Source organism: Nocardiopsis ansamitocini (assembly GCF_030268225.1).
GTDB lineage: Bacteria > Actinomycetota > Actinomycetes > Streptosporangiales > Streptosporangiaceae > Nocardiopsis_D > Nocardiopsis_D ansamitocini.
This window is the reverse complement of record NZ_BSQG01000011.1, coordinates 50,693-68,458: the sequence shown is the minus strand read 5'-3', so window position 1 is coordinate 68,458 and position 17,766 is coordinate 50,693. Positions and strand designations below refer to the sequence as shown.

Sequence of the window (17,766 nt, the reverse complement as noted above, 5' to 3'; positions counted from 1 at the left end):
GGCCGGACCGGCCCTGCATGATGCGGACATGACCTCGCAGCCGACCCACACCTCCGGCACAGGCGGCCCCGCGACGCCCGCCGTGCGCCGCCCCTTGTTCACCGCGCAGCTCCAGGCGGCCGCGGACACGCTGGGAGTCCGGTTGGAGTGGCGCTCCGACTCCTGGATCGCCCGGTTGAGCGCAGAGGGGACGACCAGGTACGTCATCGGTTACCACTTCCCCGTCAACAACGCCGCCTCCGCCCAGCTCGCCGGGGACAAGGCGGCGTGCTCCCTGCTCCTCGCCGAGGCAGGGGTTCCGGCGGTTGCGCACCGCCTGCTGCGTTTCGCCCAGACCGAACCGGACGGGTTCCTGCTCCGAGCGCTGGGCGACGACCGCTTCCCGGTCGTGGTCAAACCCAACTCCGAGTGCGGTGGCAACGGTGTCGTCCGCGCTGGCGGTGTCGGGGAGCTCACCGCGGCATTGAGCCTTCTGCAGGAGCGTTACCGCTCGGTCGCGGTGTCGCCCTTCGAGGAGATCGCCGAGGAGTACCGGGTGGTCATGCTCGACGGGTCGGTGCGGCTCGTCTTCCGCAAGGTCCGCGACGAGGCGGCTGCGGCAGGGGAATGGCGCCACAACCTCGGTCTGGGGGCATACCCGGAGATCGTGGACGACCCCGGTGAGACGGCGCCGCTGGTGGAGATGGCGGGGCGGGCGATGTCCGCGCTGGACCTGCGGCTGGCGGCCGTGGACGTGGTCAGTACTCCGCGTGGGCTGCGGGTGTTGGAGGTCAACAGCATGATCACGTTGGAGCGCTTCAGTCGGTTCAGCCCCGAGTACGCCGAGCGTGCCTCCGCCGTCTACCTGGAATGCGTGCGCCACAGCTTCACCGCCGCCCCGTGAGCGGTGTCCGGTTCACGGAGGCGGCCGGGGCGGCGGGCACGCATCAGCGGTTGAGGTACTTCACCGACGCCTCCGCGTAGCGTTCGCGGACCCAAGGGCTGGCGGGGGCCTCGAAACACTTCGGGGGTGCCAACTGTTCGGTCCAGAGCGGCGGTGCGGTGTCGCCGTTCAGCACCCATGCCGCCTGGCGGGCCGCCCCGTCGGCAACGCGTTCACCGGGTTCCAGGGCGAGCACCGGTACCCCGAACACGCTGGGCGCGATCTGGCGTACCGCCTCTGAGCGAGCCGCCCCGCCGATCAGGCGTACCTTCTCCACCGCGACCCCTTGCGCGCTCAGCGCGTCCAGGCAGGCCGCCATACCGCACAGCATCCCTTCGACCGCGGCCCGCGCAAGGTTCTCCCGGGTGGAGTTGGCCAGGGTCAGCCCGTGCAGTGCACCGGAGGAATCGGGCAGGTTGGGGGTCCGCTCTCCCTCCAGGTAGGGGACGAACACCACTCCTTGCGCGCCGGCCGCGGCCTTCAGCGCCAGATTGCTGAGTTCGTCCAGGCTGACGCCGAGCATCCGCGCGGCAGCGTCCAGGACCCGGGCCGCGTTGAGGGTGCACACCAGGGGCAGGAACGCGCCGGTTGCGTCGGCGAACCCCGCCACGAGGCCGCTGGCGTCGTCGGCCTGCTGCGCCGAACGGGCGAAGACGGTGCCCGATGTCCCCAGCGAGACCACCACGTCGTCGCCGGCGGACAGGCCCAGGGAGGCCGCCGCGTTGTCGCCGGCGCCCGGTCCGATCATCGCGTCGCCGACACGTCCCACGGCTGCGACGGGGCCCGCCACCCGCGGCAGCAGGGCGTCGTGGCCCAAGGCCCGCTCCAGCAGGTCACGGCGGTACTGGTTGGTGCGCCCGTCGAAGTAGCCGGTCCCCGATGCGTCGGAGCGGTCGGTGACGAGGGCGGCGAGGTCGGTGGAGCCCGACAGCTTCCAGGTCAGCCAGTCGTGCGGCAGGCACACCGCGGTGGTCCTGGCCGCGGCTTCCGGCTCGTGTTCGGCCAGCCAGCGCAGCTTCGTGACGGTGAAGGAGGCCACCGGGACGCTGCCCACGGCCCCGGACCAGAACTCCGGGCCCAACTCGGTGACGAGGTCGGCGGCAGCTCCGGCCGAGCGGGTGTCGTTCCACAACAGTGCGGGGCGCACGACCCGGCCCTGCTCGTCGAGGCAGACCATGCCGTGCTGCTGGCCGGCGATGCTCACGGCGTCGACGTCCTCGATCCCGCCGGCCTCGGCCAGTGCTTCGCCCAGCGCGGTCCACCACAGTTCGGGGTCGACCTCGGTTCCGTCGGGGTGGTTCGCCCGCCCCTGGCGCACCAGCCGGCCGGTCTCGGCGTCGCGGATCACGACCTTGCAGGACTGGGTGGAGGAGTCCACCCCGGCAACCAGCGCCATGGCTCACCATTTCCATCGACGAGTGGGGGTCCGGCGCGCATCAACCTACCCCGCGTCGCGGACCGATTACGAGGGGCCGAACCACCCGTTTGTCTGCCTTTTCCGCCCGCCCAGGTCGGCGGGGGGATGCGCGGGCGGTGCCGCGCGGGGGCGGCGCGCACGCGGCCGTCAACCGACCAGGGTCCGCGCCGTGGCCGCGTCGGTCACCATGGTGGAGACCAGACCGCTGCGCAGCATCACCGCGACCGCCTCGGCCTTGCCCGGCCCGCCGGCCACCGCGATGACCTCCGGAACGGCACGCAGTTGATCGGCGCTGACGCCGATCAGCCGGTCTTCGAGATCGGTGCGTACCGAAGCTCCTTCGGCGTCGAACAGCCGGCCGGAGATCTCGGCGCGTACACCGAGGGCCCGGTACTCCTCGCGCAGTCGCGGACCGAGGCTCTGGTAGACCGTGGAGCTCTGTTCGTCCCAGCCGCCTATGGCCACGACCGCCTTGGTCAGCAGCGCGAAACGGGAGAGGGCGGACGCGATTCCGGGGTCCTCGCGCAGGGCCCGGGCGGTCGTGGCGTCGGGGACGATCAGCGGTGCGTAGATCGGGTAGGCCGTGCCCCCCGACAACTGGGCGGCGCGTCGGACGGTCTCCACCGAACCCTCGTCCCCAGTGCGGTGGGAGAAGACCCCGCCGAGTTGCACGGTCGTGCAGGGGGCGAGGCGGGTCAGTTCCGCTCCCATGACGTTGATGGTGCGTCCCCAGGCCAGACCGAGGACGTCGCCCTCCTCGACGATCTCCCCGAGAAGGTCGGCAGCCACGCTTCCCAGTTGCCGGTGGGTCTGGGCGGGGTCGTCGGAGCCGGCCACGACGATGGCGCGGTCCAGGCCGTAGGCGGCGCGCACCCGGTCGGAGAGGTCGGCGTCGATCTGGGCGGGCAGCTGGATGGAGATGCGCACGATGCCGCTCTCGCGGGCGATGTCCAGTGCGCGGGCCACCTTGAACCGGCTCAGCCCGAACTCGTCGGCGATCTCCACCTTGGAGCGTCCGTCGAGATAGAACCGGCGGGCGATCGTGGAGACCTGGATGATCTCCGCCGGGCCTTTGGCCTTGGCTTTCTCCGCTTTCTGGACGGGCTCGCCCGGGGGCTCGGGCCGCTGTGGATCAGTTGCGCTCATTTGTTAACCAAGCCGCTCATTCGTGAATCATACGTTGACATCGCGTTTCGGATGGGTTTTCAATGGCATTAATCATATGTGTGATCTACCGCTCATATGAGCGGATCTAGTCGGGAGTAGACGTGCGCGCAGCGATCATCCAGCAGCCCGGTTCCATCACGGTCGGCGAACGCCCCGACCCCTCGCCCGCACCCGACGGGGTGGTGCTGCGGGTGGGAGCCTGCGGCATCTGCGGTACCGACCTGCACATCGCGGACGGCGAGTTCCCGCCCAGCCCCTACCCGCTGGTGCCCGGGCACGAGTTCGCCGGCGAGGTCGTCGCGGTCGGCGAGCACGCGCCCGGCGACCTGCGCATCGGCGACCGAGTCGCGGTGGACCCGTCCCTCTTCTGCGGCCACTGCCCGTTCTGCCGGGCGGGGCGCGGCAACCTCTGCGCCAACTGGGGGGCCATCGGGGACACCGTGGACGGCGCCTTCGCCGAGTACGTCGCCGCTCCCGCGGTGAACTGCTACCGGATCCCCGAAGAGATGACCTACCGTCAGGCGGCGGTGATCGAACCGCTGTCCTGCGCGGTGCACGGTGTGCGCCGCATCGGGGTGCGGCCCGGAGAACGCTTCCTCCTGGTCGGCGCCGGGACCATGGGACTGCTCCTGCAACAACTGCTCCAGCGCGGCGGCGCCGATGTCACCATGGTGGACCGCAACCGCGACCGCCTCAAGCTCGCCGCGGAATTCGGCGCAACCGCGACCGCCACCGACGTCGCCGACCTGCACGACGAGCGCTTCGACGCGGCCGTCGACGTCACGGGTGCCCCGCCCGCGATCGAGGCCGCCTTCGGCGCGCTCCAGCGCGGCGGTCGCCTGCTCATCTTCGGAGTCGCCGCCGACGACGCGCGCGTGGACCTTTCCCCGTTCCGCATCTACAACGACGAGATCACCGTCGTGGGCTCGATGGCCGTGCTCCACAGCTACGGTGCCGCCCGCGACCTCCTCGCCTCAGGGCAGGTGAGTGCGGAACCGCTGCTCAGCCACGCCCTGCCCTTGGCCGAATTCCCCGCGGCGCTGGACCTCATGCGTTCCGGGGCCGGCGTGAAGGTCCAGGTCGTTCCGGGTTTCGCCGGCTGACCCGTACCGCCCGCCCCCTGGAAGAAGGAGTACCCGATGCGCACCACGCTGCGCTCGCTCGCCGCGCTGGGCACCGGAGCCGTGTTGCTCTCCGGCTGCGCAGGCGCCGGCGCGCTCTCCGCGGGATCGGACGGCACCACGCTGGTCGTCGCCATCGTCGCCAACCCGCAGATGCAGGACGCCATTTCGTTGCAGTCGGAGTTCGAGGCCGCCAACCCGGGCGTCTCGGTGAAGTTCGTCAGCCTGCCCGAGAACGAGGCCCGCGCCAAGATCACCACCTCGATCGCCACCGGCGGAGGCGAGTTCGACGCGGTCATGATCAGCAACTACGAGACCCGCCAATGGGCGGAGTTCGGCTGGCTGGAGAACCTCCAGCCCCGAATCGACGCCACCGAGGGCTACGACGACGCCGACTTCATCCCCTCCATCCGGGAGGACCTGTCCTACGAGGGCGACATGTACTCCGTCCCCTTCTACGGGGAGTCCTCCTTCGTCGCCTATCGCACCGACCTCTTTGACGAGGCCGGAGTGACGATGCCCGAGAATCCCACCTGGGAGGAGGTGGCGGCGCTCGCCGCCGAACTCGACGACCCGGAGGCGGGCGTGGCCGGCATCTGCCTGCGCGGGCTGTCGGGCTGGGGCGAGGTCCTGGCGCCCTTCAACAGCGTGCTCAACACCTTCGGCGGACGCTGGTACGACGAGGACTGGAACGCCCAACTCGACTCCCCGGAGTTTCGCGAGGCCGCGAACTTCTACGTGGACCTGGTCCGCGACCACGGCCAGGCCGGCGCGGCCAACAGCGGGTTCGGCGACTGCCTGAACCGCTACAGCCAGGGGCGGGCCGCCATGTTCTACGACTCCACCTCCATGGTCAGCACGGTCGAGGACGAGGCGTCCAGCACCGTCGTGGGCCGCAGCGCCTACGTCCCGGCCCCGGTGGCCAGGAGCGACTACGGCGGCTGGCTCTACGCCTGGTCCCTCGGGATCCCGGCCACGTCCGAGCACAAGGACGAGGCATGGGAGTTCCTGTCCTGGATGACCGACAAGGAGTACATCCGCACCGTCGGCGAGGAGTACGGCTGGCAGCGGGTCCCGCCGGGCAACCGGCTCTCCACGTTCAAGACACCCGAGTACCAGGATGTCGCCGCAGCCTACGCCGACCCCATGCTTCAGGGCATCGAGAACGCCGACCCCGAGAACCCGTCGGTCCGGCCGGTTCCCTACACCGGCATCGGCTTCCTGGCCATTCCCGAGTTCCAGGACCTGGGCACCCGGGTCAGCCAGCAGCTCAGCGCGGCCATCGCCGGACGCGTCACCGTCGACGAGGCGCTCGAGCAGAGCCAGCGCTACGCCCAGACCGTGGGCGACAGCTACCGGGAGGAAGGCCGATGAGCGCCGCGACCGACACGGAGCCCGCCCGGCGGACCCGCGCCACCCAGCGAGCCCAGGGCTGGGCGCTGCGTGCACCGCTGCTGCCCGCGCTGATCTTCACCATCCTGGTCACCCAGCTGCCGTTCCTGGTCACGATCTTCTACTCGCTCCAGTCCTGGAACCTGCTGCGCCCCGACTCCCAGACCTTCGTCGGCCTGGCCAACTACCTGGCGGTCTTCACCGACGCCCAGTTCCTCGGTGCGGCGCTCAACACCATCGTGTTCACGTCGGCCTGCGTCCTGGTCGCCATGGCGCTGGGCATCGGCCTGGCCCTGCTGCTGGACCGCAAGTTCCTCGGCCGCGGGGTGGCCAGAACCCTGCTGATCACGCCGTTCCTGATCATCCCGGTAGCCACCGCGCTGTTGTGGAAGACCACCATGTTCGATCCGGTCTTCGGCCTGATCGGGTTCGTCCTGACGCCGTTCGGACTGGGTGATGTGGACTGGGTGTCGCAGTATCCGATCGTCGCGGTGGTCACCGCCCTGGTCTGGCAGTGGACCCCGTTCATGATGCTGCTGGTGCTGGCCGGACTCCAGAGCCAGGGGCGCGACGTCATCGAGGCCGGGCAGGTGGACGGTGCGGGCCGGTGGCAGATGTTCGTCGGGATCACCCTGCCGCACCTGCGCCGCTACATCGAGCTGGGCGTGCTGCTGGGCTCGATCTACGTGGTCAACACCTTCGACACGATCTACATGATGACCCAGGGCGGTCCCGGTACGGCCAGCGCCAACCTGCCCTTCTACATCTACCAGCGGACCTTCCTCGGGTTCGACATCGGCCAGTCGGCGGCCATGGGCGTGGTCGTGGTCGTGGGCACCATCATCGTGGCCACGCTCGCACTGCGGCTCATCTTCCGCTCGTTCATGTTCGCACAGGAGGGGATCTCGTGACGACCGCCGCTCCCGCTCCGCCCACCGCGACGCCGGCCCGGAAGTCCGGTGCGTCCGCGCCGACCCCGGCCCGGCCGCGCCGCCGTGGCGGCCTGGGCCCAGCAGCTCTGACCATCCTGACGTGGGCGATCGCCCTGCTTTTCGTGTCCCCCGCGTTGTGGCTGGTGCTGACCGCCTTCAAGCAGGAGAGCGATGCGGCCACCGATCCGCCCACGTTCTTCTTCGAGCCGACCCTCGACCAGTTCCGTACGGTGTTCGCGTCGGACTTCCTGCCCTATCTGGGCAACTCCCTCGTCGCGACGTTGGTCTCCACCCTGCTGGTACTGCTGCTGGGGGTACCGGCCGCCTACGCGCTCTCCATCCGGCCGGTGAAGCGGACCCAGGACGTGCTGTTCTTCTTCATCTCCACCAAGATGCTGCCGGTGGTCGCGGTGGTGGTCCCGCTGTACGTGGCGGCCGCCCGACTCTCGATGCTGGACACCGTCTGGACCCTGGTCATCCTTTACACCGCCATGAACCTGCCCATCGCGGTGTGGATGCTGCGCTCCTTCTTCCTCGAGGTCCCCAAGGGCATCATCGAGGCGGCGCAACTGGAGGGGGCGGGGCTGCCCCGCGTGCTGTGGTCGGTCATGCTGCCGATCATGGCGCCAGGTGTCGCGGCGACCGCGCTTATTTGCATGATCTTCTCCTGGAACGAGTTCTTCTTCGCGGTGAACCTGACGGCTTCCCAAGCCGCCACCGTTCCGGTCTTCATGGTCGGTTTCATCACCAGCGAAGGACTGTTCTGGGCTCAGCTCGCCGCCGCTGCCACGCTGGCCTCGCTGCCCATCGTCGTCATCGGCTGGGTCGCCCAGCGCCAACTGGTACGCGGACTGTCCATGGGCGCGGTCAAGTAGGCCGCCCCGCCGGCAGGAGACCCCGCCGCCCTTCCACGCGGCGGGGTCTTCTCCGCTCGGGCGGGAGCGCACCGGAGAACCCGGGCCGGGGATGGAGCCGTCCCCCGGCTTTTATCCGCAAAGGTCCCTGAACAGGGGGATTCGTGGACGGATCGCGACGCTTCTCAGCCCCATATCGCAGTAATCGCCCATGCGGCGAAAAATGACCGAACGCGGCCATAATCGGTCACTCTGTGCAGTCAAACAGCCTGAGTTAGGGAAAGGTGGGTCCGTCCCCGGCCAAACGAACAGGATCTCCTCTCCTCTATGAATCAGAATGCCGAATCGTCTGTTTCAAAGGACCTCGACAGTCCCCTGCACCAGAACGCCGTTCCAATGCCCGACTTCTCCAAAGGGGGTGACCCCGCCGATTTCGTCGAAGGGCTGAGAGCGACGTTCGGCCCCCTCGCCCCCGTGCTGTTCGAGGATGACGTCGCGGCCTGGCTCGTCCTGGACTACGAGGCCCTCAGCCAAGTCCTGGGCGACCACGTCGACTTCCCCCGCGCTTCGGGAAAGTGGACCGAACAGGTCGAAGGCCGCTTCCGGCCCGGCATGGCCATCCACCCGATGTTCTCCGACCGGGGCGGGCTCAACGCCCTGTGCCTGGACGGCGCCAAACACGAACGCCGCCGCGAAGCGATCGACTGGGCACTGCGGGTCCTCACCCCCAAGCGTGTCACCACCGATGCCGCCCGGCTCGCCAACAACGCCATCGACGCCTTCAGCGAGCGCGGCCAGGCCGACCTCGTCGCGGACTTCGCAGCGGTCGTTCCCGGCCTCATCCTCAACCGCTGGTTCGGCATGACCGAGCAGGAGTTCGGCCAGGTCGTGCAGTCGATGACCGAGCAGTGGAACGCCGGAGCCGATTCGACCCAGGCCCAGCAGCGCCTGGTCAAGCACGGGACGAAGGTCGCCGCAGCCAAACGCGCCGCACTGGCCAAGGGCGAGGTGGGACCGCACGACGACCTGATCGCGGCACTCATCTCGGCACCACAGGGCCTGAGCGACATCGAAATCGCCTTTGACCTCGAACTGCTCATCGGCGCGGCCTTCGAGCCGGTCAAGAACCTGACCGCGAGCGTGCTGCGCCTGCTGCTCACCGACCACGCGGCCCGCGCCGAGGTCGCCTCGGCCTACACCCCGGTCGAGGCGGCGATCGACCAGGCCCTGTGGCGCGACCCCCCGATCGCGGCCATGCCCGGACGCTTCCCCACCAAGGACGTCGAGGTCGCCGGCCAGCCCGTGCGCGCAGGCGAGGGGCTCGTGCCCTGCTATCTCGCCGCCAACCGCGACCCCAAGCTGGGGAGCCATCAGCTCGACAGCGTCAACCAGGCGTACCTCTCGTTCGGCAAGGGCGTCCACGCCTGCCCGGCCCGCGACACCGGGCGCGGAATCGTCACCTCGGCGATCTGGGCGCTGCTCCGGCGTCTGCCCGACGTCCGGCTCGCCGTCCCCGCGGAGGAGATCACGCTCGGCCCGTCGTTGTACTCGCGCGGACCGCAGAGCCTTCCCGTCACCTTCACCCCCGTCACCCCCCGAGAAACCACTGGAGAACAGCAATGGGACGCCTCCCCTACGTCCTCGACACCCGCTCCCTCGACATCCAGGCCCAAGCCCGCGAGCTCCGAGAGCTCGGGCCGCTCGTCCCTGTTCAGCTTCCTTCAGGGGTGGTGGTCTGGGCGGTAACCGGCCATGCCGAGCTGGAGACCGTCCTCACCAGTCGGTCCTTCTCCCGTTCGTCGGACAACTGGCGGGCGCTTCAGGAGGGGGAGATCCCCGAGGACTGGCCGATGATGGGCAACGTCCTGCTGCGCAACATGCTCACCTCCGACAATCTCGACCATCGTCGGCTGCGCGGTCTCGTCGCCAAGGCGTTCACCCCCAGACGGATCGAGGAGATGGAACCGGCCATCGAGTCCATCGTCACCCGGCTGATCGAACAGCTGCGCGCCGCGGACGGTCCGGTCGACCTGCGGGCGGAGTTCGCGTTCCCGCTGCCGATGCTGGTGCTGTCGGAACTGTTCGGCATCGGCGAGCAGGACCGGCCCCGCCTGGTCGCCCTCGTACGCAAGGGGTTCGGGTCGGCGGTGATGACCCCGGAGGAGGGGGCCGCCTTCTACGGCGAGATCCATTCCGTGTTCAGCTCGCTCATCGAGGCCCGTCGGGCCGCGCCCACCGACGACCTCGCCTCCGCCCTCATCGCGGCGCGCGACGAGGGCGACCAGCTCACCGACGCCGAGTTGGTGGACATGCTGTTCCTGTTCGTGGCCGCGGGGTTCGAGACCACGGAGGGCGCGATCTGCAACACGGTTCGCGCACTGCTCACCCATCCCGAACAGCTCGAACTCGTCCGCAGCGGGAAGGTCGGCTGGGACGCGGTCGTGGAGGAGGTGCTGCGCTGGGACACCAGCCTGTTCACCCTGCCCTTCTCCTACGCGCTGGAGGACACCGACCTGGGCGGCGTGCACGTGGCCAAGGGCGACGCCATCCTCCTGTGCTACGGATCGGCCGGACGCGACGAGCAGCACCACGGCTCCGCCGCCGACACCTTCGACGTCACCCGGCCGCCTAGCCGCCATCTCGCCTTCGGTCGCGGACCGCACCATTGCATGGGCGCCCCGCTGGCGCGCAAGGAGATGACCATCGCGCTGCCCCGCCTCTTCGAGGAGTTCCCCGACCTGGCCCTGCACGGCGATCCCGCCCGCCTGGACCCGGTGGCCTCCATCATGACCAACACCGTCCAGACCCTTCCGGTCACCTACTCCCGCTAGCTCGCACCGGCTGGTCCCGCGCCCGCGCCACGGGCGCGGGACCAGCGGTCCGACTGGCAGCTACTCGGCGTTGAAGTGCCGGGACGCCCGATCGATGGCCGTCTCCACCCCGCCCACACGGTCGGCCAGCAGACCCACCGCGCCCACCGCGCGGGTCATCGGGTCGTCCTCGGCGCCGCCCAGGGCCTGCGCGCGCAGGAATCCGGCCTTCACCTCCGACCAGCGGGCCTGCTGCTCCGGGTCCAGCCGGCCGCGCAGCTCCGCCAGTTTCAACAGGTTGGCCTCCGCACCCGAGGCCAGGGTCTGCGCCTCGCCCAGGTAGTGGTCGTCGATCGCCGCCTCCAGCTCGGCGTCGTTCATCACGGGCACGATGCGCTCCGCCAGTTTGTTCATGTTGCGGTAGGAGCCCTGCAACTGGAACGGCGGCTCGGTCCGCGCGGAGTCGGCCTGTGCCGCAGAGGCGATGTAGGCCCGGTTGTTGGCCAGCACCACCTCTTGCACCCGCAACAGTTTGCGCAGTACCGAAAGGATCTGGTCCAGCTCCACCGAGGAGTAGGGGTGCGCCAGCCGGTCCGGGCGCACCCCCTCGTCCCCGCGGGCCAGCCGGACCAGAAGCCGTACGTCCTCGCGCTCTCGGGTGGACAACGGTGCCAGCACCGGGTTGGAGGTGAGCGCGTTCTCGATGTAACTCAACGCGAACAGTTCCTCCCGTCCGCTCAACACGTCGCCCAGGTTCCACACGTCGGCGCGGTTGGCGAGCATGTCGGGCACCCGGAAACGCTTGCCCGCCTCGGTGTAGGGGTTGCCGGCCATGCACACCGCGAAGCGTTTGCCCCGCAGGTCGTAGGTGCGGGTGCGCCCCTCCCAGACGCCTTCCATCCGGCGCTGGCCGTCGCACAGCGAGATGAACTTCTGCAGCAGCTCCGGTGAGGTGTGCTGGATGTCGTCCAGGTACAGCAGCACGTTGTTGCCGGCCTCCAAGGCGAAGGAGATCTTCTCGACCTCCTGGCGCGCCGTGGCGTTGGGCGCCTCGGCAGGGTCCACCGAGGTGACCGCATACCCCAGCGACGGTCCGTTCACCTTCACGAACACCAGGCCCAGCCGACTGGCCACGTACTCCATGAGCGTGGTCTTGCCGTAGCCGGGCGGGGAGATGAGCAACAGCAACCCCATCTGGTCGGTGCGCTTGGCGTCACCGGCCGCCCCCAACTGCTTGGCGAGATTGTCGCCGATCAGCGGCAGGTACACCTCGTCCAGCAACTGGTTGCGCACGAACGCGCTCAACACAGCGGGCTGGAACTCCTCCAGGCGCAACCGCGTCCGCTCAGCCGCCACCAACTCGTTGCGAAGCCGCTGGTAGGCACGGTAGGCCGGGACCCGTTCGGTGCGAAACGCCCGGGTGCGGGAGAGCGTCTCGTCCAACCGCAGCGCGATGCACCGCTCGTGCACACGAGGATGCGCGCCCAGCAGCCCCTCGGCCCGGGCACCCAGTGCACCCGTCTGCTCATGACGCTCCAGCGCGTCTCCGGTCAGCTGTACGGCCACGGCCTCGGCCAGGTCGACCTCTTCGCCCGGTTCGCCCTTGGCAGCCAGGTAGGCGCTCAACCACGCCTCCACCAGCTGATGCCGGGAGGCCAGGTCGGACTCCAGCGAGGCCAGGTCGGCCTCGTAGTCCCGCCGTGCTGCCGAGGACGCACCGCCCAATGCCCGGTCGAACCTTTCCAGCAGTGAACGGGCGCCGGTCCCGGTGGCGAACCCGGACGGGTCCGCGGCCAGCTCCTCGAACAGGTACTCGCCCGCCTGGGCGGTGTCGGAGCGGTAACCGGTCAGCGCTTGTGCGTCCAGGAACACCTCGACCGCCGCGGACAGTTCCGCGGACAGTTCCGCGATGGCGTTCGACCGGCCGAATCCGAACACCGCGCGGGCACGCGCCAGCGAGCGTGCCCGCACCGTCCACCCCTGCCTGACGGTTTCTTCGGTGCCGAACGCCCAGAACAGCTGGGCGGCGGCTCTGGCGCCGCGCGGGTAGCGCAGCAGCCCGGCCGAGGCGTGCAGGTCGAGCAGGACGGTCAGGATCACGGTGGCGTCATGGTCGTGCACACCCCGCTCGTAGCCTTCGTCGTAGCGGGATTCAGCGGCCCGACGCACCACCGCCGCCAGTTCGCCGCTCGCGGCGGCCTCGTGCAGTGCCGCGAGGTCGTGCTCGCCCTCTCCTGCCTCGGCGTCGGCCAGGACGGAGGCGGCCAGGAACTCCGCCCGGTAGACCTCGGGGGTCTCCGAGACGAGGTGCTGCTCCCAGAACGGCCGGGTCGCGTCGAAGCCCTCCGCTCGTACCGGCGACCGGTAGTCGGTCCCGGTGATGGTGAAGGCCATGCGCCCGTTGTGCGGGACCAGCGTGAGGTCCAGGGGCTGGGTGTTGACGGCGAAGCGGTGGCTGCCCAGGCGGATCGCCTCCCCACCGTCGGTGAACAGGTCGAGCTGGTCACGCAGTGCCCGCCCGGCCTCCTGGCGAGCCGACTTGATCCGCCCCTCGATCTCCTCGGCACGTACCTGGTCGCCGAGCGCGCGCAGTTCACCGGCCGTCGAACGCAGCTTGGCCACCATCGCGTCGGAGGCGAAGTAGGTGTTCACCTCGTCGATGGACCCCAGGCCCGCGACCCGGCGGCCCACGCTGCCCAGGATGCGTTCGGCGGACTCCGCGAGCCGGTCGGCCCGGCGGGTGCGCTCGTCCAGCAGGGCCTGCTTGCGCGCGGAGAACGCCTCGTAGACGTCCTCGCGTTTGGCCTCCAACTCGTCGAGGAAGTCGTCGAACTCCCCGAAGCGCGACTCCAGGTTCTCCACCTGGAGCATCAACCGGCCCAGCTGCTCGTCGCAGGCGTCAGGGGTGTCGGCCGCGGCGATCGCCCCGGTGACCGACTGGCCCAGTAGCGCGAACTCCGCTGCGAACTGGGCGCGGCCTTCCGTGGACAGCAGCTCGCGGCGACGGGCGGCCAGGGTCGCACGAGCCCGGTTGACCGACCCCAGGACCTCCCCGATGCGCTCCAGAATGTGCGTGCGCGCCGTGGCGTCGGCGATGTCGAGGGAGCCCACCACCTCGGTGACGATCTCCAGGCCCTCGGTCTGCTCGGCCAGGCGCTCCTGGACGGGGGCGGCGTCGGCGACCGTCGCGATCGCTCCCGCCTCCTCGACGAGCAGATCCACGTCCCGGTGGTAGCCGGTGAAGGCGTCCTCGCCCTGCAGGAATTCCACCGCCCGCTTCCCCGCAGCGGACAGGTCCCCGGTGAGTTGGGCGGCCATGCCGTCCAGCCGGTCGACGTCCACGTAGCGCAGTTCGCGCAGTGTCTCCAGGTGTCCTTGGGCGCGGCGCAGTTCGGCGAGCCGGCGTACCCATTCGTCGGCGCTGGCGGGTGCCTCGCCGCGTACGCGGCGCACGAGGGCGGCGACCGTCGACTCGGCCGCTTCCAGGGACTGCGCGGCCTGCGCGGTGAGCGTCTGGACCTTCTCGAACTCGTCCAGCACCTGCTCGGCGGTGGTGCGCACCTCGGCGAGCGGTTCGCCGAGATCGTGCAGTTCCTCCTCGCCCAGCCAGTGGTACTGGTCCGCGGTGCGCCGACAGGCCGCGATCAACCCCTCGAACACCGGGGTCGAGGGGGCCATGTCGTCGACCATGCGGGTGACCGACAGGGCGTCGGAGATGCCCCGCACCAGGTCGGCGTTGCCCACCCGTTCCAGCGGCCCGGTGCCGCTGGGCTGCGCCGCGGCAAAGGAGTCGGACTGGTACGGCGACTGCCACACCTGCATCGGGTGCACCCGGGTGGGCTCCTGGGAAGCGGAGCGAAAGACCACCATGGTGCCGTCGTCGAAGATCGAGTAACCGTGGCAGGAGACCGGGGCGGCGACCTCTTTGCGGATCACGTTGTAGGGCAGCAGCAGGATGCGGCCGTCCGCGGGGGAGTGGAAGACGTAGAGCACGTCCTCCCCGTTGGGGGAGCGGATCAGGCGCTTGAACTCCAGGTCCGTGACGTCGGTGTCGAACGTCCGGGCCAGGCCGGTGGACAGGTAGTAGCCCCCGGGGAAGATCAGCCCCTGGTCCTCGGGGAGCCGCTGGCAGGCCCGCCCGATGCCGTCCAGGCGCGCCACGTCCTTGGTCCTGGTGTTGAACACCAGGTGGCGCCACTCGGTCTCCTTGTAGGGCCGGATCCGCAGCAGGATGAGCGGCCCCACCCGGGCGTGGAACACGTCGGCGTCGGCGAGGCTCTGCAACGCCTCGTCCACCGGCTCGCTGTAGATGCCCTCGCCGGTCTCGGTGTTGTTCTCCACCTTCACGGTGAGGTCGCCCCCCACCGTCTCCACGAACAACTCGTCGTCGATGGAGATGTGCGGGTGCCGTCCGGTGACGTGGTCCTCCCGGGTGGCCTCCACCCAGGAGAAGTCCTGCTGGGGTGGGAACACGTGGTCGCGTTCGCCCTGGTTGTCCAGATAGGAGACCGCTCCTTCGGGATCCAGGCGCCACCGCAGCACCTTGACGTCGGAGCGGCTGGGCCCGGTCTGGAAAACCGCCAGCAGCCTTCCTTCCACCTGGCGCAGCTGGATCAGTCGGGTATCGCGGAAGTAGGTGTAGAGGTCGAAGAAGTCGCGCCGGAACCGTTCGTCGCCGAGCAGTTCCGGCATCTCGCCCGGACCGGGGTCGTCGAAGGAGAAGCCGTCCGCACCGGACTCGAAACGGTGCAGCGAGAAGACGTCCTCGACGTGCGTGCCGGTCTTGAGTCCGATGTAGACGTTGTAGCCGAACAGCATGAGACCGCCGCCCACCGACACGATGTCGCGCGGCACGCAGTTGTGCTCGGTGCGGATGCGCTCGGTGCCCAGCAGCTTCAGCTCGGTCCCGCCGAAGACCTCCAGACGTCGTTCGTTGAGGGACTCGGCACGCCGGGCGAGCTCGGCCGCCTGCTCGCCCAGCCGGGCCCGGAGCACCTCGAAGGTGCCCATGTCGAGCCCGGCCCGGTCGTCGTTGTTTGTCTCCTGGACGAGGTCGGTCACCGGCGCGTCACCGTTTCACGGCGCGGGTGTCGAGTTCGGACAGGGGCGCATCGGCGACGCCGATGCGCCGAGCGGACTTCAGAAGGTCCTGGAGCCCGTCCGTGTTGGGGCCGCCCGCGTTGATCAGCTTCAGCAGCAGGGCGGACACGGTGAGGTTCTTGATGTCGCCGGTGTCCACCGATCCCAGTAGCCGGGAAAGGTCGGCGGGCAGGTCGGCGGAACCGTTCATCCACGGGCCGGCCAGGGACTGGGCGACCTCGGAGTGCGCGACGAACCCGTCCACGGCCTTGCCCATGCCGATGGAGTTGACGATCCGGTCGAAGAACATCCCGTCGCCACCGACGATGTCGATGTCGGCGCTCTCCAGGCCCTTGCCCAGCACACCGGCCTGCGCTTCGGCGACCTGGCGCTGCACGTCGATCCCGGCGAGGCGGATCTCCTTCTCCGCGTCCAGGCGCAGGCGGTACTCCTCGTGTTCACGGGTGGCGGCGTCCAGCGTGGCCATGGCTTCGGCCTTCTCGGTGATACCTTCTGCCTCGGAGCGCAGCTTCTCGCGGTCGGCGACAGCCCGGGCACGACCGACCTTCTCGATCTCCTCCGCCTCGGCCAGTGCCTTCTCGCGGTTGACCGTGGCCTCGGCGCGGCCGATCTTCTCAAGGGCCTCGGCGTCGCGTTCGCGCACCTGGACCTCGGCAAGTCCGTCGGCGGCTGCCTCGGCCTGACGGCCCTCGGCCAGGCGGACACTGGCTGCGGCGTCCATCTCGGCGGCCTGCCGGCGCGCCTCTGCCAGGGTGAGTTCCTCGCGCGCCTTGTGTGTGGCGGCCTGTTCGGCTGCCTCGGCCGCCTTGATGTCCTTCACCAGCTGCTCCTGGGCCTCGCCCTCGGCCAGGATGATGGTGGCCTGGCGCTGGCGCTCGGCCTCCTCCACGACCCGCAGCTTCTTGATGTTCTCTTCCTGCTCGGCCACGGTCTTGTCGACCGCGATGCGCTCCCGGATGGCTTCGGCGATCTCGCGCTTCTCGGCCTCCAGTTCCTTGTCCTTGGAGATGCGCGACAGCTCGGTTTCGCGTTCGCGGGAGATGACCTCCAGCATGCGGTCCTTCTCGATGCGCTCGGTCTCGATGGCGATGACCCGTTCGCGGTTCTTCTCGGCCACCGCGATCTCACGGTCCCGGTTCTCACGCTGCACGCCGAGTTCCTGTTCGGAGCGGATGCGTGCACCGTGCGCCCGCAGCTGCTCGTCGGCGCGCACGATCTCGGTCTCGGCCTCGGTCGTGGCGTTCTTGGTCTCGATGTCGCGCTTGCTGTTGGCGGCGTTCTCCGCGTCGCGGCGCTTCTGCGCGTAGATGGCCTCGCGCGCCTCGACGTTCTGGCGCTCGATCTCCTTCTCTTCGTGGCGCTTGTGCTCGTTGGTGCGGATGTTCTGCGCCGCGGTCAGCTCGGTGATCTTGCGGATGCCCTGAGCGTCCAGGATGTTGGCCGCGTCGAGCTGGGCCATCGGAGTCTGTTCGAGATAGTCGATCGCGGCGTCCTCAAGGCTGTAACCGTTGAGGTCGGTGCCGATGAACTCGATGATCCGGTCGCGGAACTGCCCGCGTTCGGTGTAGAGCTCCTCGAAGTCCAGGTGCTTGCCGACGGTCTTGAGCGCCTCGGAGAACTTCGCGTTGAACAGTTCCTGCAGGGTGGACTGGTCGCTGGCGCGCTCGGTGCCGATCGCCTGGGCCACCTTGATGACGTCCTCGGTGGTCTTGTTGACCCGCACGAAGAAGGTGACGCGGATGTCGGCGCGGATGTTGTCCCGGCAGATCAGACCCTCGTGGGCGGTGCGCGTGATCTCCATCGTCTTGACCGAGATGTCCATCGTCTCGGCCTTGTGCAGGACCGGAAGGACGACGGCGCCGGTGAAGGTGACGTCCACCTTCTTGACCTTCGAGACGATCAGGGCCTTGCCCTGTTCGACCTTGCGAAACAGTCGGCTGATGGCGAACAGCAGCCCCAGGAGGACGAGCAGGAGGACGGCGATCAGCACGCCGATCCCGGTGGTGATGGTTTCCATCCGTGGTCCTTGCGATCGGTGGTCAGGGGATTTC

The 17,766-nt window shown here is 69.3% G+C and carries 11 protein-coding genes; 7 read left to right on the top strand and 4 right to left on the bottom strand.

What is annotated here, in order from left to right; translation table 11 throughout:
- Positions 1–28: 28 nt before the first annotated feature.
- The gene (locus QSJ59_RS21825) at positions 29–883 is read left to right on the top strand and encodes an ATP-grasp domain-containing protein (protein WP_285761609.1); all 855 of its coding nucleotides are present in this window, start codon (positions 29–31) and stop codon (positions 881–883) included.
- A gap of 43 nt (positions 884–926) precedes the next feature.
- Here QSJ59_RS21825 and xylB read toward each other — a convergent pair whose 3' ends face one another.
- The gene (xylB, locus tag QSJ59_RS21820) at positions 927–2,318 is read right to left on the bottom strand and encodes a xylulokinase (RefSeq protein WP_285761608.1); all 1,392 of its coding nucleotides are present in this window, start codon (positions 2,316–2,318) and stop codon (positions 927–929) included.
- 168 nt (positions 2,319–2,486) lie between these two features.
- Positions 2,487–3,398: a sugar-binding transcriptional regulator gene (locus QSJ59_RS21815; RefSeq protein WP_285761683.1), complete on the bottom strand. Its 912-nt coding sequence runs from the start codon at positions 3,396–3,398 to the stop codon at positions 2,487–2,489.
- Positions 3,399–3,607: 209 nt separating this feature from the next.
- Between QSJ59_RS21815 and QSJ59_RS21810 the strand changes: the two genes are divergently transcribed.
- The 6 genes from QSJ59_RS21810 to QSJ59_RS24335 all read left to right on the top strand — a co-directional run bounded on the left by QSJ59_RS21810 (position 3,608) and on the right by QSJ59_RS24335 (position 10,636).
- The gene (locus QSJ59_RS21810; protein WP_285761607.1) at positions 3,608–4,609 is read left to right on the top strand and encodes a zinc-dependent alcohol dehydrogenase family protein; all 1,002 of its coding nucleotides are present in this window, start codon (positions 3,608–3,610) and stop codon (positions 4,607–4,609) included.
- Positions 4,610–4,645: 36 nt separating this feature from the next.
- Positions 4,646–6,001, top strand: a complete 1,356-nt coding sequence (locus tag QSJ59_RS21805) for an ABC transporter substrate-binding protein (protein WP_285761606.1) — start codon at positions 4,646–4,648, stop codon at positions 5,999–6,001.
- Entirely contained in the window at positions 5,998–6,930 is a 933-nt protein-coding gene (locus QSJ59_RS21800) for a carbohydrate ABC transporter permease (protein ID WP_285761605.1), read from the top strand. Before QSJ59_RS21805 ends, QSJ59_RS21800 begins: the two co-directional genes overlap by 4 nt.
- Positions 6,927–7,826 carry a carbohydrate ABC transporter permease gene (locus tag QSJ59_RS21795; protein WP_432707518.1) on the top strand — a complete coding sequence of 300 codons (900 nt, stop codon included), beginning with the start codon at positions 6,927–6,929 and terminating at the stop codon, positions 7,824–7,826. The genes QSJ59_RS21800 and QSJ59_RS21795 overlap by 4 nt, the downstream gene beginning before the upstream one ends.
- A gap of 306 nt (positions 7,827–8,132) precedes the next feature.
- Entirely contained in the window at positions 8,133–9,551 is a 1,419-nt protein-coding gene (locus QSJ59_RS21790) for a cytochrome P450 family protein (RefSeq protein ID WP_285761604.1), read from the top strand.
- A gap of 104 nt (positions 9,552–9,655) precedes the next feature.
- Positions 9,656–10,636, top strand: coding sequence for a cytochrome P450 family protein (locus QSJ59_RS24335; protein WP_349497231.1), 981 nt, complete (start codon positions 9,656–9,658; stop codon positions 10,634–10,636).
- A 60-nt stretch (positions 10,637–10,696) separates the two neighbouring features.
- Here the strand turns inward: QSJ59_RS24335 and QSJ59_RS21780 are convergent, their stop codons facing one another.
- Positions 10,697–15,676 carry a DNA repair ATPase gene (locus QSJ59_RS21780; protein ID WP_432707517.1) on the bottom strand — a complete coding sequence of 1,660 codons (4,980 nt, stop codon included), beginning with the start codon at positions 15,674–15,676 and terminating at the stop codon, positions 10,697–10,699.
- A 7-nt stretch (positions 15,677–15,683) separates the two neighbouring features.
- Positions 15,684–17,732, bottom strand: a complete 2,049-nt coding sequence (locus QSJ59_RS21775; RefSeq protein WP_285761603.1) for an SPFH domain-containing protein — start codon at positions 17,730–17,732, stop codon at positions 15,684–15,686.
- Between the last annotated feature and the right edge of the window lie 34 nt (positions 17,733–17,766).